16 protein-coding genes are annotated in these 22,023 nt (G+C 71.8%); 4 read left to right on the top strand and 12 right to left on the bottom strand.

What is annotated here, in order from left to right; genetic code table 11:
• Nucleotides 1-99: 99 nt before the first annotated feature.
• The gene (locus tag AB0M67_RS26355; RefSeq protein WP_365749278.1) at nt 100-723 is read right to left on the bottom strand and encodes a M48 family metallopeptidase; all 624 of its coding nucleotides are present in this window, start codon (nt 721-723) and stop codon (nt 100-102) included.
• Nucleotides 724-949: 226 nt separating this feature from the next.
• Between AB0M67_RS26355 and AB0M67_RS26350 the strand changes: the two genes are divergently transcribed.
• A complete protein-coding gene (locus AB0M67_RS26350; protein ID WP_365749276.1) occupies nt 950-2,098 on the top strand; it encodes a TOMM precursor leader peptide-binding protein in 1,149 nt (382 codons plus the stop codon).
• Between the two features lie 43 nt (nt 2,099-2,141).
• A complete protein-coding gene (locus tag AB0M67_RS26345; RefSeq protein WP_365749274.1) occupies nt 2,142-3,560 on the top strand; it encodes an AarF/ABC1/UbiB kinase family protein in 1,419 nt (472 codons plus the stop codon).
• Nucleotides 3,561-3,851: 291 nt separating this feature from the next.
• Here AB0M67_RS26345 and AB0M67_RS26340 read toward each other — a convergent pair whose 3' ends face one another.
• From AB0M67_RS26340 to AB0M67_RS26325, 4 genes are all read right to left on the bottom strand, one after another.
• Nucleotides 3,852-4,175, bottom strand: a complete 324-nt coding sequence (locus tag AB0M67_RS26340) for a hypothetical protein (protein ID WP_249954279.1) — start codon at nt 4,173-4,175, stop codon at nt 3,852-3,854.
• Nucleotides 4,172-4,540, bottom strand: a complete 369-nt coding sequence (locus AB0M67_RS26335; RefSeq protein WP_365749272.1) for a WhiB family transcriptional regulator — start codon at nt 4,538-4,540, stop codon at nt 4,172-4,174. Before AB0M67_RS26335 ends, AB0M67_RS26340 begins: the two co-directional genes overlap by 4 nt.
• A gap of 172 nt (nt 4,541-4,712) precedes the next feature.
• Nucleotides 4,713-5,057, bottom strand: a complete 345-nt coding sequence (locus AB0M67_RS26330) for a hypothetical protein (RefSeq protein WP_365749271.1) — start codon at nt 5,055-5,057, stop codon at nt 4,713-4,715.
• A 167-nt stretch (nt 5,058-5,224) separates the two neighbouring features.
• Nucleotides 5,225-7,444, bottom strand: a complete 2,220-nt coding sequence (locus AB0M67_RS26325) for an ATP-dependent DNA helicase UvrD2 (protein ID WP_365749269.1) — start codon at nt 7,442-7,444, stop codon at nt 5,225-5,227.
• A gap of 218 nt (nt 7,445-7,662) precedes the next feature.
• Between AB0M67_RS26325 and AB0M67_RS26320 the strand changes: the two genes are divergently transcribed.
• The gene (locus tag AB0M67_RS26320) at nt 7,663-7,905 is read left to right on the top strand and encodes a mycoredoxin (protein ID WP_249954276.1); all 243 of its coding nucleotides are present in this window, start codon (nt 7,663-7,665) and stop codon (nt 7,903-7,905) included.
• A gap of 112 nt (nt 7,906-8,017) precedes the next feature.
• Here AB0M67_RS26320 and nudC read toward each other — a convergent pair whose 3' ends face one another.
• The 7 genes from nudC to AB0M67_RS26285 form a co-directional block, all read right to left on the bottom strand.
• Nucleotides 8,018-8,980, bottom strand: a complete 963-nt coding sequence (gene nudC / locus AB0M67_RS26315; RefSeq protein WP_365749267.1) for an NAD(+) diphosphatase — start codon at nt 8,978-8,980, stop codon at nt 8,018-8,020.
• Between the two features lie 59 nt (nt 8,981-9,039).
• Nucleotides 9,040-10,452 carry a dipeptidase gene (locus AB0M67_RS26310; protein ID WP_365749265.1) on the bottom strand — a complete coding sequence of 471 codons (1,413 nt, stop codon included), beginning with the start codon at nt 10,450-10,452 and terminating at the stop codon, nt 9,040-9,042.
• Nucleotides 10,453-10,471: 19 nt separating this feature from the next.
• Nucleotides 10,472-14,143 (bottom strand): ATP-dependent DNA helicase, encoded by a 3,672-nt coding sequence (locus AB0M67_RS26305; protein ID WP_365749263.1) that lies wholly within the window; start codon nt 14,141-14,143, stop codon nt 10,472-10,474.
• 59 nt (nt 14,144-14,202) lie between these two features.
• Complete coding sequence (locus AB0M67_RS26300; RefSeq protein ID WP_365749261.1) at nt 14,203-14,454, bottom strand: type II toxin-antitoxin system RelE/ParE family toxin; 252 nt, start codon at nt 14,452-14,454, stop codon at nt 14,203-14,205.
• A complete protein-coding gene (locus AB0M67_RS26295) occupies nt 14,451-14,723 on the bottom strand; it encodes a type II toxin-antitoxin system Phd/YefM family antitoxin (protein ID WP_365749259.1) in 273 nt (90 codons plus the stop codon). Before AB0M67_RS26295 ends, AB0M67_RS26300 begins: the two co-directional genes overlap by 4 nt.
• 93 nt (nt 14,724-14,816) lie before the next feature.
• Nucleotides 14,817-18,257 (bottom strand): ATP-dependent DNA helicase, encoded by a 3,441-nt coding sequence (locus AB0M67_RS26290; protein ID WP_365749257.1) that lies wholly within the window; start codon nt 18,255-18,257, stop codon nt 14,817-14,819.
• 206 nt (nt 18,258-18,463) lie between these two features.
• The gene (locus AB0M67_RS26285; RefSeq protein WP_365749255.1) at nt 18,464-18,943 is read right to left on the bottom strand and encodes an MGMT family protein; all 480 of its coding nucleotides are present in this window, start codon (nt 18,941-18,943) and stop codon (nt 18,464-18,466) included.
• 251 nt (nt 18,944-19,194) lie between these two features.
• Between AB0M67_RS26285 and AB0M67_RS26280 the strand changes: the two genes are divergently transcribed.
• Complete coding sequence (locus AB0M67_RS26280; RefSeq protein WP_365749253.1) at nt 19,195-21,933, top strand: lysylphosphatidylglycerol synthase domain-containing protein; 2,739 nt, start codon at nt 19,195-19,197, stop codon at nt 21,931-21,933.
• Nucleotides 21,934-22,023 lie beyond the last annotated feature (90 nt).

Below are 22,023 nucleotides of genomic sequence, written 5' to 3'. Positions count from 1 at the left end.
TCGCGTCAGGCTAACGGCTGAGGCTGACAATCGGCCAAGTCGGTACACACTCGGTACAGGATCGCCGAATGGGACAGAGGTCCCGGCGGTCGGCGGCCGTCATTCCCCGCGTGCGACAGGCAGATAGGGCAGCCGGTCGGCCGCGACCACGCCTTCGAGATAGCCGCGGGCCCGCTCGGTACGGGGGTAGGCCTCCAGCAGACGCCAGAAACGCGGGCCGTGTCCGGGCACGAGCAGATGGGCCAGCTCGTGGACGAGTACGTAGTCGACGACGTACTCCGGCATGCCCTGCAGCCGGTGCGACAACCGGATGCTGCCCTCGGCGGGGGTGCAGGAGCCCCAGCGGGTGTTCTGATTGGTGACCCATCTGACCGAGGCGGGCCGGGCCCTGCCGCCGAAGTACTGGTCCGACAGCCGCTCGGCCCGCTCCGTCAGCTCGCTGTCGCCGAGGACGCGCTTGCTCTCCTGCGCGGCGAGCTTGTCGAGCATCACCGTCACCCAGCGCCGCTCCTCCGCCTCGGACATCCGGGCGGGGATGAGCACGATGGTCCGGTCGCCCTCCCGGTAGGCCGAGACCGTTCTGCTGCGGCGGGTGCTCCTGCGGACCTCGACAGCGCTGGCCCCCGGGCCGCGGGGCGGGCGGCCCGGCACGCGCCGCTCGTCACTTCCGGCGCTGTGCGATGGGGGCTCCCCCGCGAGGCGAGGGGAGGGATCGGCGGACACGCCACGACGTTACCCGCTGTGTGTGGAGGAAGTCCCGCCTCCGCGAGGGTTCTCACGTGATCCACTTCTTGCGCGAGGGGATTTGAACGACTAATGCCGGCCGCTGTGGATAACTTTCCGCACCGTCGACCGGTGTCTTGCATTCTGGGAACACGAATCCGGGGGCCCTGGACATTTCGGAGTGATCAGAGAGCACGAGAGAAGAAGGAAGAACGGGGAGGCCGATATGCATCCGACGGTGAAGCCCGCGCTGCGTCGCGCGTGGCGGGAGCGGCAGACCGTGCAGTTCGGGATCACCCCCGCGCACGCGGTGCTGGTAGGTCCGGTCGATACGGCCACGGGCAGCTTTCTGGAGTTGCTGGACGGGACTCGCGGGCTGCCACTGCTGCGGGAGGAGGCCCGTGCGATGGGGCTGCCGGACGGCCTGGCGGATTCACTGGTGACGCGGCTGACCAGGGCGGGGCTGATCGACGATCAGGACGCGGGCGGTGGCGCGGCCGACGCGCTGCGGAAGCGGACAGCGGTGCTCGACCGGATGCGGCCCGATCTGGCATCGCTCTCCGTCGTCCATCCGGAGCCGGGGGCGGGGGCGCGACGGCTGGCGGCGCGTCGCACGATGCGGGTGCGGGTCCGGGGCGCCGGGCGGGTGGGGGCGGCCCTCGCGGCGGTGCTCTCGGCCTCCGGGGTCGGGCGGGTCGATGTGCTGGACAGCGGGTGCGCCCAGGTGTGGGATGTGTCACCCGGCGGGCTGCCCGCGCGTTCCGTGGGCGAGCGCCGGGACACGGCGGCCCGGCAGTTGGTACGGAAATCGGCGCCGGGACGCGCGCCGCGGGCCGCGGAGTTGGCGGAGTCGGCCGGTGAGGGTGAGCCGGGTCTCTCCCTGGTGATCGTCGCCCCGCGGGACGGGCTCGCGGCCTACGCCCCCGATCCGGCGTCGGCCGAGCCCTGGATCTCCACCGGCACCCCCCATCTCTATACGGGAGTGATCGAGGCCACAGGTGTGGTCGGCCCGCTGGTGCTGCCGGGCGGCACGGCCTGCGCGGGCTGTATCGCCGGGGAGCGCGCGGACCGCGATCCGGGATGGCCGAGGATGCTGGCGCAGTGGCGCTCGGGGCGCGGCGCCGACGCCGTACCCGCCTGTGATCTGGCGCTGGCCACGGCGGTGGCGGGGCTGGCGGCGGCCCATGCCCTGTCGTTCCTGGACGGGGAGCTGCCGGCCAGTACGGGTGCGCGATGGGAGGCGTCACTGCCGCTGCTGGACTGGCGATCGGAGCGGATCGCGCCACATCCGGAATGCCCCTGCGGAGCGGCGGGCCAAAGAGTGGGGGAGCGCATGGCCGGGGCGGGGGCGTCGCAGGACACAATGGCGGGGTAATCGCCGTACGCGGCATGGCTGTCTGGGATGTAGGAGGGGCTCAATGTCTGATCTTCCCCGGAAGGCGGTCACCCGTACCGCGAAGCTGGCCACGCTGCCGCTGGGCTTCGCAGGCCGGGCCACCTGGGGGCTCGGCAAGCGCATCGGCGGGAAGTCCGCGGAGATCGTCGCGCGGGAGCTGCAACAGCGCACGGCCGACCAGCTCTTCAAGGTGCTCGGGGAGCTGAAGGGCGGGGCGATGAAGTTCGGGCAGGCTCTGTCGGTCTTCGAGTCCGCACTGCCCGAGGAGATCGCGGGCCCCTATCGGGCGGCGCTCACCAAGCTCCAGGAAGCGGCGCCGCCGATGCCGACCCGCACGGTCCACGCGGTGCTGGCGGAGCGGCTGGGCGAGGAGTGGCGTGAGCTGTTCCTGGAGTTCGAGGACAAGCCGTCGGCCGCGGCCTCGATCGGCCAGGTGCACCGGGCGGTGTGGCACGACGGGCGCGAGGTCGCGGTCAAGGTGCAGTATCCGGGGGCGGGTGAGGCACTGCTGTCGGATTTGACCCAATTGAGCCGTTTTGCCAAGTTGCTGGGACCGCTCATCCCGGGCGTGGACATCAAGCCGCTGATCAACGAGTTGCGCGAGCGGGTGTCCGAGGAGCTGGACTATGGCCTGGAGGCCGAGGCTCAGCGGGCGCACGCGGAGGAGTTCGCGGACGATCCGGATGTGGTGGTGCCCGATGTGGTGCACCAGGGCGATCAGGTGCTGGTCACGGAGTGGATCGACGGGACACCGCTGGCGGAGGTGATCTCCGACGGCACGCCCGAGGAGCGCGACCGGGCGGGGCAGTTGCTGGCGCGGTTCCTCTTCTCGGGCCCGGCGCGTACGGGTCTGCTGCACGCGGATCCGCATCCGGGGAACTTCCGGCTGCTGCCCGGGTCGGATGAGGAGGACGGCCCGAGCGGTGAACTGCGGCTCGGGGTGCTGGACTTCGGCACGGTGGACCGGCTGCCCGGCGGGCTGCCCGACACCATCGGTGAGGCGCTGCGGTTGGCGCTGGAGGGTGACGCCCAGGCGGTGTACGGGCTGCTGCGGGACGAGGGGTTCGTCAAGGACTCCATCGATCTCGACCCGGACGCGGTGCTCGACTATCTGCTGCCGATCATCGAGCCCGCGGTGGTGGAGGAGTTCACCTTCACCCGCGCCTGGATGCGCGCCCAGGCGGCACGGATCGCCGACCCGCGCTCCCCCGCCAATCAATTGGGCAAGCAGCTGAATCTGCCGCCGTCGTATCTGCTGATCCACCGTGTGACGCTGAGCACCATCGGTGTGCTCTGTCAGCTGAGCGCGACGGTACGGCTCCGGGAGGAGCTGGAGGCATGGCTGCCCGGGTTCCTGCCCGAGCCGGGCAAGGAGGAAGAGGCGCCCTCACCACCGGTCGGAGCCGAGCCTGCCCTCGATCGCTCTGATATGGGCGCGTGAGCAGTCACCGCAGTGGTACTGGCGGCTCCCGTCCTCGACCGAGCAGCTCCAGGTGACCGGTGGGCCCTCGTCCTTCGCACCGCACCGGGCGCACACCACGTGCTCGGCGCCCGGCGGTTCGGGGCGATCAGGCCGTTCCGGGGTGCGGGGATCGTCCCCGCGAGAACTGAGCACGTGGCGACGATAGCCCCGGCCGGCTCCCGGCTGGAGGGAGAACGCACCGCGGGGGCCGGTCCGTCGGGACCGGCCCCCGCGCAGTGACAGCGCGACTGGCGTCGGCTGAGGTGTTGCCTACTGCATAACGGCCATGGCGAGCGCGCGGCGGGCGCGCATCGATACGCGCTCGGCGCGGCGCTGCATCCGCCGAGCGGCGACCAGGCGCACGGCCCGGCGTTCCGCGTCGGCTTCCCGCATGCGCTCGTTCATATGCGCGCGTGCCAGGGCTTCTGGGATGAGTTGCATCTCGCGGGTCCTGTTCTGACGCGAGTCGTTCGCGCCCATGGTGGTGACAACTGGGGTGGCGGAGCCGGACGGCTCGCTCGGGGAAGAGGTCATCGGAGCCTGCTTCTGGGGATCGTGCGTGAGGGGGCGGTCGATGGTTCCGGAGACGTTCATGCCGTGACCGGGTTCTTGCGCGGACGGCCACGAGGCCGCTTGCGGGCAACCACGACGCCCTGGACGAAGAGCTCCCCACCCCAGACACCCCACGGCTCGCGCCGCTCCTTGGCGCCGGCGAGGCAGGCCTCGATCAGCGGGCAGGTGCGGCAGAGCGCCTTGGCGTACTCGACATCGGCCGGGGACTCGGCGAAGAAGACCTCCGGGTCGTAGGCACGGCAGGGAACGGGTACGCCGAGGTTCTCGATGGCGTCGTCGAGCGCGGTGAGCGCGGTCAGCGGGGTCAAGGTGGAGTCCTCCGTGGGGCCGGGCGGGGGGATCGTCTCGGAAGGCGGTACGGACGGGGCGTGCGCTTCGAGTTGCACGGGGTGTCGTTCCTCGTCTGGTCGGTCCGGCCTGTTGGCCGGGTGTCGGCTGGTACCGGGTGGTGCGTGTCCCGAGGCCCCTTCGCTCCGTCTCTCCCGTTCGGGACAAACAGAAGGGCCGCGGATCCCGGGTGGGGTTCCGCGGCCCTGAAGGCGCCGGCCTGATGGTGAATCAGGCTGGATCACTCCAGGGTTCGAGCCCACGGAAGGCCCACATCGTGTGGTGCTGCGTCTGCTTCTTGGTTTCGGCACCGGTCGCCGCGAAGGCATAGGCCTTGGCCTCTGCCGCCGCTACTCCTGCTTCCAGTGCCTTGGTCGGTCGCTCATTGCGCTCCAGGACAACGCCGGCGCGCTCCCGGACGGGAAGGGCCGAGGTACCTGCGGGACGAACGGCGGAGGCGCCGGACAGACCACTGGCGATGAGTTCGGAACCGGAGAAGCCGAGCGGGCAGACGGAGACGACCGAGAGATCGGTCATTTTGGCGGTGCTGACAAAGCTGGCGTTGATGCTGATCACTGGAATCGCCTCCTCTCGGCGTCTCAAGGACCGGCCCGAAGGCCCGTCACACGTATGCGGACAAGTAGAGCACGGTAACAGGGCTTCGGAGAAGCCGTTGTTTCCGTGGTTAAGAACCTATGGGGATTCCCGGGGCGGGCGCAAACTATTTTTGGGTCGAGTTTGCCTCAGCTGTCCCGATCGGCTTCCGCGCGCTCCTCACCTGCGCAGATGGCCAGCACATCGGCTCCGAACCGGTCCAACTTGCGGCTGCCGACACCGGAGATCCCGGCCAGCTCGCCCTCGCTCGCGGGCACGGCCTCGGCGATCGCCATCAGTGTTTTGTCGGTGAACACGCAAAAGGCGGGCTGGCTCAGCCGCTCTGCCTGGCCCGCGCGCCAGTCGCGCAGCCGCTCGTAGAGCGCCTCGTCCATGTCCGAAGGACAGTCCTCGCAGCGCATCAGCTTCATCTCGCCGGCGTCCGTGAGCGTCTTGCCGCACACCCGGCACAGCACCGGGCCACGCCGCTTGCGCCGGGTCGCGCCCGCGCGCTCCACGGTCCCACCCGCGCCACCGCCGGCCCCCGCCCTCGCGCCCCGGGCGTCCGAGGCCACCGAGCCCGGACGCAGCCCATGGAGAAAACGGGTGACCCGCCGGGAGGCCCGGCCGCCCGGAGAGCGGGAGAGCGCCCAGGAGAGGGAGAGATGCGAGCGCGCCCGGGTGACACCGACATAGAGAAGCCGGCGCTCCTCCTCGATCTGCTCGTCGGTCTTGGCGTAGGTGATCGGCATCATGCCTTCGGTGAGACCGACCAGGAACACCGCGTCCCACTCCAGGCCCTTCGCCGCGTGCAGCGAGGCGAGCGTGACGCCCTGCACGGTCGGCGCGTGCTGGGCGGCCGCGCGCTCGTCCAGCTCGGCCACCAGATCGGCGAGCGTCGCCGACGGCTTGGCCCGTACGAAGTCCTCGGCGAGCCGGACGAGAGCGGCCAGCGACTCCCAGCGGTCACGGACCGCGCCCGAGCCCGCGGGAGGTTCGGTGGTCCAGCCCTTCGTGGAGAGCACCGCCCGCACCTGCGACGGCAGCTCGACCACATCGTCGAGCAAGGAGTCGTTGCCCCCGAAGCGGGCCGCGCCACGCAGCGCGGCGCCCGCTTCCCGTACCTCCTGGCGCTCGAAGAATCGCTCGGCGCCACGCAGCTGGTAGGGCACGCCCGCGTCGGCGAGGGCCTGTTCAAAGACCTCCGACTGGGCGTTGATCCGGTACAGCACCGCGATCTCGCCGGCCGGGACGCCCGCGGCGATCAGATCGCGGATACGGCGGGCGGTGCCCTCGGCCTCGGCGGGCTCGTCCGCGTACTCCGTGCGGACCGGCTCGGGGCCCGGCTCGCGCTGCGAGATCAGTTCGAGACGGTGCTCGGCGGCCCGGCCGCGCGCCTGGTTGAGCAGGCCGTTGGCGAGATGCACCACCTGCGGGGTGGAGCGGTAGTCACGGACCAGCTTCACGACGGTGGCGCTCGGATGCCGCGTACGGAAGTTCAGCAGATGGTCGGGGGTGGCGCCGGTGAAGGAGTAGATGGTCTGGCTGGCGTCACCGACCACACAGAGGCTCTCCCGGTCCCCCAGCCACAGATCGAGCAATCGCTGCTGGAGGGGGCTGACGTCCTGGTACTCGTCCACCACGAAGTGCTGGTACTGACGGCGGATCTGGTCGGCGATGTCATGGCGGTCCTGGAGGATGCCGACCGTGAGCAGCAGGACATCCTCGAAGTCGATCACCGAGCGCTCACGCTTCAGCTGCTCGTACATCCCGTAGATCTGACCGATCTCGGCCGCGTCCCGCGGGGCCTCGCGGGAGGACTTGGCCACGGCGGCCGGATAGTCGGCCGGCACGGTCTGGGTGACCTTCGCCCACTCGATCTCGGCGGTGACATCACGCAGTTCATTGCGGTCGAGCCGGATCCGGCAGCGGGCGGCGGACTCGGCGACCAGCTGCACCTTGCGGTCCAGCAGCCGCGGCAGCTCTCCGCCGACCGCCTTGGGCCAGAAGAACTGGAGCTGGCGCAGCGCCGCCGAGTGGAACGTACGCGCCTGCACCCCGCCCGCGCCCAGCTGGCGCAGCCTGCCGCGCATCTCGCCCGCGGCGCGGTTGGTGAAGGTGACGGCCAGCACGCTGGCGGGCTGGAGGATGCCCGCGCGCACGCCGTACGCGATCCGGTGTGTGATCGCGCGGGTCTTGCCCGTGCCGGCGCCGGCCAGCACGCACACCGGACCGTGCAGGGCCGTCGCCACCTCGCGCTGCTCGGGGTCGAGCCCGTCGAGCACCGCGTCGGCGTCGCGCGGCGGGGTCACGATCTGACCGCCGTCGGATTCCCGCGGGAACAGTGAGGAGTGCGTTGCTGCTGTCACCCCGCCATGCTGCCAGGTCTCCCGGGACAGGTGCGGCGGTTGTCCACAGGGGTGCCGCACCGGTCGTATCGATACGTTCGTACGCCCGGCCCTGTGGATGGCCTCGTGACGTACGGGAGACGTACGGGAATGGTGGCCGTGTTACGCGCGTTCGACAGAATGCGGGCGACGCGTTCAGCGGGACCCTCCGAGATATCGAGGCAGAGGAGCCGAAGGACATGCCGGGCACTGTGACGATGTACAGCACCACGTGGTGCGGATACTGCCGTCGGCTCAAGGGCCAGATGGACCGTGAGGGCATCGCGTACACCGAGATCAACATCGAGCAGGACCCGGAGTCGGCGGCCTTCGTCGAGAAGGCGAACGGCGGCAACCAGACGGTGCCGACCGTGCTGTTCCCCGATGGCTCCACGCTGACGAACCCCTCGCTGGCGCAGGTCAAGCAGAAGGTCGGGGTCTGAGGACACGGCCCCGCACGACACGAGCCCCCGCCGGACCACCGTCCGCGGGGGCTCTGTCGTAGCTCTGTCGTAGCTCCGCCGTACTGACCGGCGGTACCGACAGGCGGGGTGCTCAGGGCCGGGGCTGCGGCTTCGGTAGCGGCTTCGGCAGAGGCTTGCCGTACCAGAGCTCCACCAGGCGCGCGGCGATCGAGATGCCGACCGGGGGAAGGATCTCGCCCGTCTCGATCGCGGTCCGCAGATCCTCCCGGGAGAACCAGCGCGCCTCCTCGATCTCCTCGCCGTCCACCGTGATCTCGGACGATGTGGCGCGGGCCATGAAGCCCAGCATCAGGCTCGACGGGAACGGCCACGGCTGGCTGGCGATGTACTCGACCTCGCCGACGGTGATCCCCGCCTCCTCGAAGACCTCGCGGGCCACCGACGTCTCGATCGACTCGCCGGGCTCCACGAAGCCCGCCAGCGTGGAGAAGCGGCCCTCGGGCCAGTGCACCTGGCGGCCCAGCAGCGCGCGGTCGTTCTCGTCGGTGACGAGCATGATCACCGCGGGGTCGGTACGGGGGTAGTGCTCGGCGCCGCAGGCCTGGCAGCGGCGGATATGGCCGGCCGCCGCGATCACGGTGCGCTCGCCGCAGCGGGAGCAGAAGCGGTGCAGCCGCTGCCAGTTCTCCAGCGCCACCGCGTGCACCATCAGGCCCGCGTCGCGCGGGGAGAGCAGCATCCCGGCCTCGCGCAGCCCCGCGGGCCGCGCCGACTGGTCCATCCGTCCCGGGAGCGAGTCCTTCTGGAGCGCGAAGTAGCGGACGCCCTCCTGGTCCGTACCGAGGAAGTAGCGGTGGGTCTCGGTGAGGGGGGCCTCGAAGGACGGGGTCATGACCAGTTCGGTACGCCCGTCAGGGGTGTCGTCGATCAGCACCTGGCCGCCCGACACCACGAAGACGCGGGTCGTGGGATGGCTCCAGGCAGCCGCCAGCCAGGCCTCGTCGAGACGGTGGTGGGCCGCGCGGTCGATACCGCTGGGAGCGGTGAGGCCGATGGGTCGGTGTGCGATGGCGTCACTGCTGATGGTGCTCACAGGTACTTCCAACTCCCCCGGATGGATAGGGTTTCTGATCAGCGGAGTGTGCGGCGGGCCTAGGTCGTGCGGTGCGAGTCCCGCTCGGGGGCGCCCAGCTCGCTCCAGAGGTGGGCCGTGGTCTCCACACCTTTGAGAAGCAGGTCGAGTTCCACCTTCTCGTTCGGCGCGTGCCAGCCGTCGGACGGTACGGAGATGCCCAGGAAGAGCACCGGGGCACCGAGCACGTCCTGGAGATCGGCGGCCGGTCCTGAACCGCCCTCCCGGGTGAAGCGGATCTTCCGGCCGAAGGCGCGGCCCATGGCCCGGACGAGCGACTGGAGGGCGGGGTGGTCCAGCGGGGTCAGACAGGGACGCGTGGCCGCGCCGAAGCTGATCTTGTGCCGGATGCCGGCCGGGATCCTGGCCTCCGCCCAGTCGCGTACGGACCGCTCGATACGGTCCGGGTCCTGCCCCGCGACCAGCCGGAACGAGAGCTTCAGCTGCGCGGAGGACGGAATGATCGTCTTGCCGCCGGGGCCTTGGTAGCCCCCGCCGATGCCGTTGACCTCGGCGGTCGGGCGGGCCCAGACGCGCTCCAGGGTGGAGAAGCCCGCCTCGCCGAGGGTGCCGTGCGACTTCGCCGTACGGAGCCATTCCTCCTCGTCGAACGGCAGCTCCGCGATCAGGGCGCGCTCGGCCTCGGTCAGCTCGGCCACACCGTCGTAGAAGCCGGGGACCGTGACGCGCTCGTGCTCGTCGTGCAGGGCGGCGACGAGGCGGGCGGCGACGGTGGCCGGGTTCGGGACGGCTCCGCCGAAGGAACCGGAGTGGATGTCCTGGTCGGGGCCGTACAGCTCGATCTCGCAGTCGGCGAGTCCGCGCATACCGGTGCAGACGGTCGGGGTGTCCTCCGACCACATGCCCGTGTCCGAGACGATCACGACATCGGCGGCGAGGCGGCCGGCCCGTTCCTCGGCCAGTGCGCGGAAGTGCGGGGAGCCCGATTCCTCCTCGCCCTCGACGAGGAGCTTGAGGTGGACGGCGGGGGTGGTGCGGCCGGTGGCGGCGAGATGCGCGCGTACGCCGAGTGTGTGGAAGAAGACCTGCCCCTTGTCGTCTGCGGCGCCGCGCGCGTACAGACGGCCGTCCCGTACGACCGGCTCGAAGGGGTCGGTGTGCCAGCCGTCCTCGCGGGCGGCGGGCTGGACGTCGTGGTGGCCGTAGACCAGCACGGTCGGGGCGTCCGGGTCCTCGGAGGGCCACTCCGCGAAAACGGCGGGGGCGCCCGGGGTGTCCCAGATCTCGGTGACCGGAAAACCGGTCTCCTTGAGCTTCGCGGCGAGCCAGTCGGCACTGCGCCGCACGTCAGCGTCGTGGTCGGGGTGGGCGGATACGGAGGGGATGCGCAGCCAGTCGGCGAGGTCGGCGAGGAAGGCGGCGCGGTGGGTCTGGATGTACGTACGGACGACGCTGTCCGGAGTGTCGCTCATGATGTCGAGCCTAACGGGCTCAGAGCGCGGTCCCGTCTGCCGGTTGTGAGGATCGCTCTTCCGTGGGTGTGTCCCGGGTCTCGTGCATACCTTCCGGGGCGGACTCCGCGGGGCTGTCCGGGCCGTCCGGGGCTTCGGTGAGCAGGCGCTCCAGCTCCGGGCGGCCGGGGAGGCCTTCGGGGCGGACGACCTCCCCTGTCCTGACATACAGGAAGGTCGCCGTGACCGCGGCCGGCGGGAGGCCGTGCCGCTCGGCCCAGGCCAGCCGGTAGATGGCGAGCTGGAGGGGGTCGGCGGTCCCGGTGCGACCGGTCTTCCAGTCGACGATCTCGTAGGTGAAGGTCTCCGCGCCGGTCTCGGGGTCGGTCCGGGCAGTGCGGTAGACGGCGTCGATACGGCCCCGGATCACCCGGCCCGCGAGGGTGAGCTGGAACGATGCCTCCACGCGGTACGGCGTGCGCCGGGCGTACGGCGTGAGCTCGAACGCCTCCTTGAGCGCCGCCAGATCGCGTTCGTCCGCGATCTCCGGCTCGTCGTCCTCGCCGCCGGGCAGCTCGTCGGGGCCGAGCATCGGAAGCGGCAGCTCCTCGAACCGCGACTCCACCCAGGCGTGGAACCGCGTGCCCCTGCGGGCGGCGGGCCGCGGCGGACGCGGCATGGGCCGCGCAAGCTCATGGGCGAAGCCGTCGGGGTCGGCGGCGAGCCGCAGCAGCTGGGAGGCGGAGAGTGACGGCGGTACGGGGACATCGCGGACGGTGGTGCGGGCGCGGCGCAGCTCACCGGCGAGGGCATCGAGATCGCGGTCCCAGGAGGCGAGGGTACGGATCTCCTCCGGGGTGAGGTGGGGGCGGTCGGAGGGTGGTGGGTCGGAGGGCGTCTCCCCGGCCCGCCGGGGGCCGGGGACGGCGATGGAAGGGTCGGCGGCGGGATCGGCGGCAGCGGGGGCGGCCGTCCAGGCGTCCCAGTCGGACAGATCCCCGTCCCCGTCCCCGTCCTCATCCCCATCCGCGTCCTCGTCCGGCGGATCGCCGTCGAACGGGTCGGCGAGGTCAGCGACGTACCGCTCCGGAACGTACGGCTCCGGAACGTCGGGCTCATCGATCGAGTCAGCCGACCCGGAAGACCCGGCCGACCCGACCGACCCGGAAGACCCGGCAGACCCGACCGGCCCGACCGGCCCGTCTACGTCGCTCCCCAGCTCCTCCAGATACGCCAGCACCGTGTCCGCCGCCGCGCGCCGGCGGGTCAGGGACGCCCCGTCCAACGGAAGCGGCCAGGCGTGGGAGACACCCTCCGTCCGCAGGGCGGGGTTGTCCTCCGACTCCTCCGGTTCGTCCGCCCACACCTCGATCTCGCCGAAGCCCGCCGCGCAGTGGTCGTACAGCGCGTGCAGGAAATCGGACGGGCCCCTCGGGCGCTTCTGCGTGGGCCCCCACCAGTGACCCGAGCCGAGCAGCAGCGAGCGCGGGCGCGTGAAGGTGACATAACCGAGGCGCAGCTCTTCGGTGTGCTGATGCGCCTTCATCGCCTCCTTGAAGGACTTGAGCCCCTTCGCGTCCCAGGACGTGATCTCCGGCAGGGTCGGCGCGTCGCCGCGCAGCGCGTGCGGAAGGACCTTCGGCTGGGAGGTCCAGGCCTCGCGCGCCTTGGCGTTGGGGAACTGTCCGGCGACCAGCCCCGGCACGGCGACGACATCCCACTCCAGGCCCTTGGACTTGTGGGCGGTCAGGACCTTCACCGTGTTCTCGCCGCCGGGCAGCGCGTTGTCCAGACCCTTCTCGTACTGCGCTGCCGTACGCAGGAATCCCAGGAAGGCCAGCAGCCCGGCCTCACCGTCCAGCGCGGCGAACGACGCGGCGATGTCGAGGAAGTTGCCCAGCGTCTCCCGGCGGCGGGCGGCCAGTGCGTGCGGGGAGGCGGAGAGCTCGACCTCAAGGCCGGTCGTGGCCAGGACCCGGTGCAGGACGTCCATCAGGGGGTCCGCGAGCGACCGGCGCAGCTCGCGCAGTTCGGTGGCGAGCCGGGCGAACCGGACCCGGGCGGCGGCGGAAAAGGGCAGTCCGTCCTCCGGCGTGCCCGCCGACTCCAGGAAGGTGTCCAGGGCGTCGGCGAGCGAGATCACCTCGGCGGGGTCGGTGCCCTCGACCGCCGCGGCCAGCCGCGCGTCGGGATCGTCGTCCCCGTCCGCGCCGGTACCCCGGTGGACGAGCAGCCGGGCCCGGCGGCCGAGCAGCGCCAGATCGCGCGGGCCGATGCGCCAGCGAGGTCCGGTGAGCAGCCGTACGAGGGAGGCGTTGGCTCCGGGGTCCTGAAGGACCTCGCACATCGCCACGAGGTCGGCCACCTCGGGGAGATGGAGCAGCCCGGAGAGGCCGACGACCTCGACGGGCACATCGCGGGCCACCAGGGCGCCCTGGATCCGCGGGAAGTCCCCGGCCGTACGGCACAGCACGGCGATCTCGGCGGGCTCCTTGCCCGTACGCACCAGATGGGCGATCGAGTCCGCGAGCCAGTCGATCTCCTCCGCGTGCGTACGCAGCAGCGCGCAGCGCACCCCGCCGTCGCGCTCGGCGCCGGGAGCCGGGCGCAGCGCCTCCACGCCCTCGTGCATCGCGCGCAGCGGTGCCGCGAGGCCGTTGGCGAGGTCCAGGAGACGGCCGCCGCTGCGGCGATTCTCGCTGAGGGAGAAGCGGGCCGCCGGGCGGCCGCCGGCGTACGGGAAGTGCGCGGGGAAGTCGTCCAGATTGGCGACGGAGGCGCCGCGCCAGCCATAGATCGCCTGACAGGGGTCGCCGACCGCGGTGACCGCGTGTCCCGTGCCGCCGCCGAAGAGCCCGGAGAGCAGGAGCCGCTGCGCGACCGACGTGTCCTGGTACTCGTCGAGCAGGACGACCCGGAACTCCTCCCGGAGGAGGGCGCCGACCTCGGGCCTGGTGGTGGCGAGTTGGGCGGAGAGGGCGATCTGGTCGCCGAAGTCGAGGAGGTCGCGGGCGCGCTTGGCGGCGCGGTAGCGCCCGACCAGTTCGAGCAGTTCGGCGCGGGCGACGGCGGTCTCGGGGACCTTGCGCAGCTCGGCGTTGCTGAGCCGCGCGCCCTCCAGGGTGCGCAGCAGGTCGGTGTCGTACGCGCCGAGCCGAGCGGGCCCGACAAGATGCTCGGCCAACTCGGCGTCGAGCGCGAGCAGATCGCTGACCAGCGCGGGAAGCGTCTTGGTCAGCGCGGGATACGGTCCAGGCGCGTCCCGCAGCACCCGCGCGGCGAGCTGGAAGCGGGTGGCGTCCGCGAGCAGCCGGGCGGTCGGCTCCAGACCGATCCGCAGACCGTGGTCGGTGAGCAGCCGGCCCGCGAAGGCGTGGTACGTGGAGATGCTGGGCTCGCCGGGAGGGTGCTCGGGGTCGATGACGTCGGGGTCGGTGACCCCGGCCCGTACGAGCGCCTTGCGCACCCGCTCGGCCAGCTCACCCGCCGCCTTGTTGGTGAACGTCAGCCCGAGGACCTGCTCGGGGGCGACCTGTCCACTGCCCACCAGCCACACCACCCGGGCGGCCATCACCGTCGTCTTCCCGGAACCGGCTCCGGCCACGATGACCTGCGGGGCGGGCGGCGCGGTGATGCAGGCCGTCTGCTCCGGGGTGAAGGGGATGCCGAGAAGCTCCTTGAGCTGCTCGGGATCGGTGAGATGTACGGACACCCGAGGGAGGCTATCCGGCACCACTGACAGTGGGCTGGGGCGGCCTCGCGGGCGCGGCCTCAGGTGACGCGGCCGACCATTATGACGAGGACGCTGATGGTCCCGCCGTCCACCTCGTAGAGCACACGCCAGTCACCGACCGGCAGCCGCCAGAAGCCCGAGGAGCCCATCTGCCGGGCCGCTTCAGGACACGGGTCGTCCGCCAGTGCACGTACCGCTACCACACAGTTCTTCGCTCCAATGGGGTCGATCTGCTGTAATCGGCGGTACTCGGCCATGGCACGTTCTTTCCACACCATGGTGTACGTCATGACGCAAGTGCCTGGGCCTCTTCGGCTTCCAGTTGGGCCATGAACTCGTCATGCGTCATCGTCACACCGGGCTCGGCCTTGCGCGCCTTGAGTTCCGCGATATCGACCTCGTCGCGGATGCGACGCAGCTCTTCCAGTTCCTCTATCGACACCAGGGCAGCCGCAGGCCGGCCGTATTCGGTGATCACGATCTCCGCGTGGCCGTACCGCACTCGGCCGATGAGCTGCCCGAGCTGGTTGCGGGCTTCGACCAGGGGATATGTCTCCATGCGGAAACCGTACAGACCGGCAGGTGGGCCCAGCCCCAGAACGGTCCGACCTCAGAGATATTCGCCCATGCGAGTTAATTTGTCACCTTATCCTCATTCCACGACCTGCTGCCCCTCCGGCTGCGCGCTGCACGACGCGCGGAACGCGCAGTGGCCGCAGTGCTGGCCCGTGGTCGGGGTGAAGCGTTCGTCGAGTACGCGGCCGGCCGCGGTCGTCAGGAGTTCGCCCACCCACTCCCCCGCCAACGGCTCCTGGGCCTGGATCTTGGGGAGTTCCTCGCCGCCCTCCTTCTTCGGCGCGGCCTGGCGCAGCTGTACGAGTTCCGCGCCGCCCGGCTCCGGGCGGCGGCCGTCGAAGATCTCGTCCAGCGCGCCTTCGCGTACTGCCAGCTGATAGACGGCGAGCTGGGGGTGGCGGGCGACCTCGTCCTTGGTCGGGGCCTGCTTCCCGGTCTTGAAGTCGACGACATAGGCGCGGCCTTCCGCGTCCTGCTCGACCCGGTCCATGGAGCCCCGGATGCGCACCTCGTACGCGCCCGCTTCGAGGGTGACGTCGAATCCGTGCTCCGTGGTGGCGGGCGTACGGCCGCGGTCCATGACGTGCCAGCGCAGAAAGCGTTCGAGCGCGACCCTCGCCTGCGTCTTCTCCTGCTGGGACTTCCAGGGTGCGTCGAAGGCGAGCGCGTCCCATACGGAGTCCAGCCGCTCCATCAGGACATCGAGATCGGCGGGGGTGCGGCCGGACGCCACCTCGTCGGCCAGGACATGGACGACGTTGCCGAAGCCCTGGGCGGAGGTGGCGGGCGCGTCCGCCCTCACCTCGCGTCCCAGGAACCACTGGAGCGCGCAGGTGTTCGCCAGTTGGTCGAGGGCGCTGCCGGAGAGCGCGACGGGCTGGTCACGGTCGCGCAGCGGGACCGTGCTGTGGGTCGGCTGGTACAGGCCCCACCAGCGGTCCGGATGCGCGGCCGGGACGAGCGCCTGGCCGTCCTCGTCGCTGAGCGCCGCGAGCCGGGCGAGCCGGCGGGCGGCGGCGTCACGGAGCGCCGGGGACGCCTCCGGGTCGACCGTGGTGGCGCGCAGTTCGGCGACGAGCGCGGCGACGGCGAGCGGGCGGCGGGGGCGGCCGGTGATGTCCCTGGGCTCCACACCGAGTTCGGTGAGGAAACGGGAGGGCTGGTCGCCGTCGTCGGCCGGGGCCTTGACGGCGGTCACGACCAGCCGGTCGCGGGCGCGGGTCGCCGCCACATAGAACAGCCTGCGCTCCTCCGTGAGGAGCGCGCCGGGGGAAAGGGGCTCGGCCAGTCCGTCGCGGCCGATCCTGTCCGCCTCCAGGAGGGAGCCGCGCCGCCGCAGATCGGGCCAGAGGCCCTCCTGCACACCGGCGACGACGACAAGGCGCCATTCGAGCCCCTTCGAGCGGTGCGCCGTCATCAGCCGTACGGCGTCGGGGCGTACGGCCCTGCGGCTGAGCGTGTCGGCGGCGATGTCCTGGGCGTCGAGCTCCTCCAGGAAGTTCAGCGCGCCCCGGCCGCCGGTGCGTTCCTCTGCGCGCGCGGCGGCGTCGAAGAGGGCGCACACGGCGTCGAGATCGCGGTCGGCGTTACGGCCGCCCGCGCCCCCGCGCAGCGCGGAGCGTTCGAGCCGGCCCGGCCAGGGGGTGCCGTCCCACAGCTCCCACAGGGCCTCCTCGGCGGTGCCGCCGCCTTCGAGCAGCTCGCGCGCCTTGCGCAGCAGCGCGCCGAGCCGCTGCGCGCCACGGGCGTACGCGGGGTCGTGCGCCACGAGCCGCTCGGGCTCGGCGAGCGCCCGCGCGAGCAGCGCGTCCGACGCGGCGGGCAGCCGGTTGCCACCGGCCCGTTCCTCGTCGCGCAACGCCCGGCCGAGCCGACGGAGATCGGCGGCGTCCATACCGCCGAGGGGAGAGGTGAGGAGGACGAGAGCCGTCTCGACATCGAGCCAGGAGGTGACAGGAGTGACGGGAACGACGGGAGCGACGGGAACGACGGGAACGACGGGACCAGGGGCCTCGGCCGCGTCCGCCACCCCGGCCCCGCCGTCGCCCTGCGCGCCGGGCGCGGCCTCCTGCGCGGCAACCACCGCCGTATCCCCGCCCTTCACATCCCGCGGCGGCCGGCGGACCGCCGCCTCCGCCACCGCTCGCAGCGCCGTCAGCAGCGGAGCCACCGCCGGTTCATGGCGCAGGGGAAGATCGTCGCCGTCTATCTCCAGGGGGACGCCCGCCGAGGTCAGGGCGCGCCGGATCGACGGGATCGTACGGCCGCCCGCGCGCACCAGCACCGCCATGTCGCGCCACGGAACGCCGTCCTCCAGATGCGCGCGGCGCAGGATGTCCGCGATGTTGTCCAGCTCCGTCGACGGCGTCGGGAACGTGTACGTCTCGACCGTGCCGCCCTCGCGCACCGTCGCCGGCTCGCGATGGACCCGTACCTTCTCCGCGGGCAGCCGGGGAAGCGGCATACGGCGGGTCAGCAGCCGGGTCGCCGCCAGCAGTCGAGCACCGGAGCGCCGGGAGGTGATCAGGACCTCCACCGGCGCCGGCCGGCCGTCCCGCCGCGGAAAGGCGTAGGGGAAGTCGAGGATGCCGTTCACATCGGCACCGCGGAAGGCGTAGATCGACTGGTCCGGATCGCCGAAGGCGACCAGCGTGCGCCCCTGTCCCGCCAGCGCGCGCAACAGCCGGACCTGCGCCGGGTCGGTGTCCTGGTACTCGTCGACGAACACCGCGTCGTACCGCTCCATCAGCCGCGCCCCGACCTCCGGGCGGGCCGCCAGCAGTACCGCCCGGTGGACCAGCTCCGCGTAGTCGAGCACCCCCTGCATATCCAGGTTGTCCAGATATTCGGCGAGGAAGGCCGCCGCGGCCGACCAGTCGGGACGGCCCGTGCGCCGCGCGAAGACGGCCAGCGCGTCGGGGCCGAGCCCCAGTTCCCTGCTGCGCGCGAGCACGGCCCGTACCTCGTCGGCGAAGCCGCGCGTGGTGAGGCACGCCCGCAGTTCGTCCGGCCACCGGACGCGACCGCGCCCCGCACGCTCCAGGTCGAGCTGGCCCGCGAGGAGATCGCGTACGGCGACGTCCTGCTCGGGACCGGAGAGCAGCCGCAGCGGCTCGGTGAAGAGTTCGGCCTCCTGATGGGCGCGGATCAGGGCGTAGCAGAAGGAGTGGAAGGTGGTCGCCTGCGGGCCGCGTCTGCCGCCGAGCCTGACCGCCATCCGGTCGCGCAGTTCCACGGCGGCCCTGCGGCTGAACGTCAGCACCAGGATCCGTTCGGGGTCGACGCCCCGGCCGACCCGTGCGGCGACCGACTCCACGAGCGTCGTGGTCTTGCCCGTACCGGGACCGGCCAGCACAAGCAACGGTCCGGTCTCATGGTCAACCACCCCGCGCTGCGCTGCGTCCAGCCAAGGAGGGTCCACCGGGACCGGCGGGGTACGCACCAGTCGGTACGCGCCCGGAGTCCGCTGCCGTACCCGACGGTGCGGGGTACGCCCGGTGGAAGAGGAGGAGCTCACGTGGTTCGCCGGTCCTGGAGGAGGTGCTGGTGGTGACGGTGCCGGGGGCGCTGACGGTGGCCCGTGCCCCGGCCGGGGCGCGTGTGGCGCGTGCCGGTGACGCTACGCCGTCGGGCGGCCGGGACGCATGCGCTCCGCTCCGTCATCCTCATGTGCGGCCACGAAGGCGGCGCCCGGCCCGTCGGACGCCCGGATGGCGGAAGCTGTCATATGTGAGCCCCCTCGCCCGTGTCCGCGCCGTCCCAGCGCGCCCGCTTCATGTCCAGGCGCGGCACATGCCCCTCGGCGCTCCGCGCGGCGAGGCGCAGGGGTGTGCCCTCCTCGCGGTAGTGGTCCAGCGCGCTCAGTTCGTGTCCCGGCAGCAGTACGCCGTCGGACCTGACCACGCGCCACCAGGGCACGGCCCCGCCGTAGAGCGCCATGGCGCGGCCGACCTGGCGCGGGCCGCCCTCGCCGAGCCACTCCGCGATATCGCCGTAGGTCATGACCCGGCCGGGCGGGATCAGCTCGGCCACGTCCAGCACGCGCTCCGCGTAGTCGGGCAGCCGCGCCGCCTCGCCCTCCGCGTCCGTGCTCGCCTCGCCCTCCGCGTCGGCGCTCACTCCGGCGCTCGCGTCGCCCTCCGCGTCTGCGCTCACTCCGCCGCTCGCGTTCATGGTCGGCTTCCGGGACTCCTCGCTCCTCATCCGGTCCATCCTGCCGCACCCCACCGACAGCGGCCCCGCCCGGCCGCGAGGGGCCACGCCGACCCCGCATCGGAGCGCGTACGCGTGGTCACCGTATGTACGTACGCACACAAAGGGACGCATCTCGCGCGCACGCGGTCCCCGCAATGCACCCTGATGCCCCCGTCTGTCGGCGGCTCGTGCCACCATCATCCGGGCGGTGACTGGTGATACGAGATCAAGAAGAGACGGATTCGACAGAGGAGCGGGACGTGCGGCCTCAGGCGGCGACGCCCACCTCTGGCGCTGAGTCGCGCCCTGACGCGGACGGCACGGGCATCGGTCCTGGCTCCGGGCCGGACGCCGGGCCGGACGCCGGCGACAGCCTTGCATTCGACGGCGAGCACTGCGCCACCGGCGCCACCCGCGCCGACCGGGTCTCCGGCGACGAGCCGCTGCTCTCGGCCCGCGTCCACCGCCCCTCCGATCTGCTGCGTCTGCTCATCGGCGTCCTCGCCATCGCCCTCGTCCTCGGACTCTCCGCCTTCGCCCACGGCACGACCTCCGGTCTGGAACAGGACATCAGCAAGGGCACGGGCCAGGCACCCGACCTGATGGTCAAGGTGGCCGGCCTGGTGTCGAGCATCGCCGTGCTGCTCGTCCCGGTCGCCTTCGCGATCGAACGGCTGATCAAACGTGACGGACTGCGGATCGCGGACGGGGTGCTCGCCGCCGTCCTGGCACACGGCGTCACCCTCGCCATCGATCTCTGGGTCGCCAGAGCCGCCCCGGAGTCGATCCAGGACGCGCTGACCCGCCCCCAGGCGGGCGCCGGGCTCACCGACCCCGTCCATGGCTATCTGGCGCCCGTCATCGCGTATATGACGGCCGTCGGGATGGCACGCAGACCCCGCTGGCGGGTCGTGCTGTGGGTGGTGCTGCTGCTCGACGCCTTCGCGATGCTGGTCGCGGGGTACACCACACCGTTCTCGATCATCCTGACGGTACTGATCGGCTGGAGCGTCGCGTACGGCACGCTCTACACCGTCGGCTCGCCCAACGTACGCCCCACCGGGCAGACCCTGATGGCGGGTCTGCGCCATGTCGGCTTCCGTCCGGTCAACGCGATGCGCGCCGAGGATGTCGCCGACTCCGCCGAGCAGGGCGACCGGGGCCGCCGCTATCTGGTCTCCCTGGAGGACGGTCCGCCGCTGGATGTCACCGTCGTCGACCGCGAACAGCAGGCGCAGGGCTTCTTCTACCGGGTCTGGCGGCAGCTGACACTGCGCTCCATCACCACCCGCCGGTCCATCCCCTCCCTGCGCCAGGCGCTCGAACAGGAAGCGCTGCTCGCGTACGCGGCCATCGCCGCCGGGGCCAACGCCCCCAAGCTGATCGCCACCTCGGAGCTGGGCCCCGACGCCGTCATGCTCGTGTACGAGCACCTGGGCGGCCGGTCGCTTGACTCGCTGCCGGACGAGGAGATCACCGACGAGCTGGTACGGGGTGCCTGGCGCCAGGTCAAGGCGCTCCAGTCGCGCCGGATCGCGCACCGCAGGCTCACCGGCGACGCGCTGCTGGTGGACCGTTCCGGCAAGGTGATCCTCACCGAGCTGCGCGGCGGCGAGATCGCCGCGGGCGATCTGGTGCTGCGGATGGACACCGCCCAGCTGCTCACGACGATGGGGCTGCGAGTGGGCGCGGAGCGCTCGGTGGCCGCGGCGGTCGAGGTCCTCGGGCCCGACGCCATCGCCGACTGTCTGCCGCTCCTCCAGCCGATCGCGCTCAGCCGCTCCACGCGCGCGACGCTGCGCCGGCTCGCCCGTGAGCGGTCGCAGCGCGAGCGCGAGGCCGTACTTGAGGCGTCCGAGGCGAACAAGCGCGCCAAGGTGGCGGAGGCCGCCGCGGTGGACGGCGACCGCAAGGCCGTACGAAGATCCCTGCGCGCGGAGAAGCAGGCGGAGAAGCGCGCCATAGACGAGGCCCTCGACGAGGCGCGCGAGGAGGATCTGCTCTCCCAGATGCGCAAGCAGGTGCTGCGGATCCGGCCGCAGGCGCCGGTCGAGCCGGTCCGGCTGGAGCGCATCAAGCCCCGTACGCTGCTCAGCTTCATCGCCGGGGCCGTCGCCGCGTACTTCCTGCTCACCACCATCACGCAGGTGGACTTCGGCACGGTCATCAGCCGGGCGCACTGGGGCTGGGTGGCCGCGGCCGTGGCGTTCTCGGCGCTCAGTTATGTCGCGGCGGCGATGAGCCTGCTGGGCTTCGTACCGGAACGGGTGCCCTTCCGGCGTACGGTCGTCGCGCAGGTCGCCGGCTCCTTCGTCAAGATCGTCACACCCGCGGCGGTCGGTGGCGTGGCGCTGAACACGCGCTTCCTCCAGCGCGCGGGGGTACGCCCGGGGCTCGCCGTCGCCAGTGTCGGCGCGTCGCAGCTCTTCGGGCTCGGCGCGCACATCCTGCTGCTGCTGTCCTTCGGCTATCTCACCGGTACGGAGAAGTCGACGTCGCTCACCCCGTCCAGGACGGTGATCGCGGGTCTGCTGACGGTCGCGGTGCTGGTGCTGGTCGTGACCGCGATCCCGTTCCTGCGGAAGTTCCTGGTGACGCGGCTGCGCTCGCTGTTCGCCGGGGTGGTGCCCCGCATGCTCGACGTACTCCAGCGGCCGATGAAGCTGCTCACCGGCATCGGCGGGATGCTGCTACTGACGGGTGTGTTCGTGATGTGTCTGGACGCCTCGATCCGGGCGTTCGACAACGGCAATCAGCAGCTCAGCTACGCGAGCATCGCGGTGGTCTTCCTGGCGGGCAACGCGCTGGGCTCGGCCGCGCCGACGCCGGGCGGTGTGGGCGCGGTCGAGGGCGCGCTGACGCTGGGTCTGCTGGCGGTCGGGCTGCCGAAGGAGGTCGCCGCGCCCGCCGTGCTCCTCTACCGGCTGCTGACGCTGTGGCTGCCCGTGCTGCCCGGCTGGCTGAGCTTCAGCCACCTCACGCGCAAGGGAGCGCTCTAGGTCCTGTCCGGTCGATCTTCGCGGATCAGCCCGCGGCGTCTGGTGCCGTGCATCGCAAGGCGGAGGATCGGCCTCGTACTGGACGTACTT

Source organism: Streptomyces sp. NPDC051662 (assembly GCF_040681655.1).
Taxonomy (GTDB): Bacteria; Actinomycetota; Actinomycetes; order Streptomycetales; family Streptomycetaceae; genus Streptomyces.
This window is presented reverse-complemented; position numbering and strand designations above follow the sequence as displayed.

Bases quoted from the DNA above. Each gene is read 5' to 3' on its own strand.
- AB0M67_RS26350 (WP_365749276.1), top strand. From the start codon at position 950: ATGCATCCGACGGTGAAGCCCGCGCTGCGTCGCGCGTGGCGGGAGCGG.
- AB0M67_RS26345 (WP_365749274.1), top strand. From the start codon at position 2,142: ATGTCTGATCTTCCCCGGAAGGCGGTCACCCGTACCGCGAAGCTGGCC.
- AB0M67_RS26340 (WP_249954279.1), bottom strand. From the start codon at position 4,175: ATGAACGTCTCCGGAACCATCGACCGCCCCCTCACGCACGATCCCCAG.
- AB0M67_RS26320 (WP_249954276.1), top strand. From the start codon at position 7,663: ATGCCGGGCACTGTGACGATGTACAGCACCACGTGGTGCGGATACTGC.
- AB0M67_RS26310 (WP_365749265.1), bottom strand. From the start codon at position 10,452: ATGAGCGACACTCCGGACAGCGTCGTCCGTACGTACATCCAGACCCAC.
- AB0M67_RS26300 (WP_365749261.1), bottom strand. From the start codon at position 14,454: ATGACGTACACCATGGTGTGGAAAGAACGTGCCATGGCCGAGTACCGC.
- AB0M67_RS26295 (WP_365749259.1), bottom strand. From the start codon at position 14,723: ATGGAGACATATCCCCTGGTCGAAGCCCGCAACCAGCTCGGGCAGCTC.
- AB0M67_RS26285 (WP_365749255.1), bottom strand. From the start codon at position 18,943: ATGAGGAGCGAGGAGTCCCGGAAGCCGACCATGAACGCGAGCGGCGGA.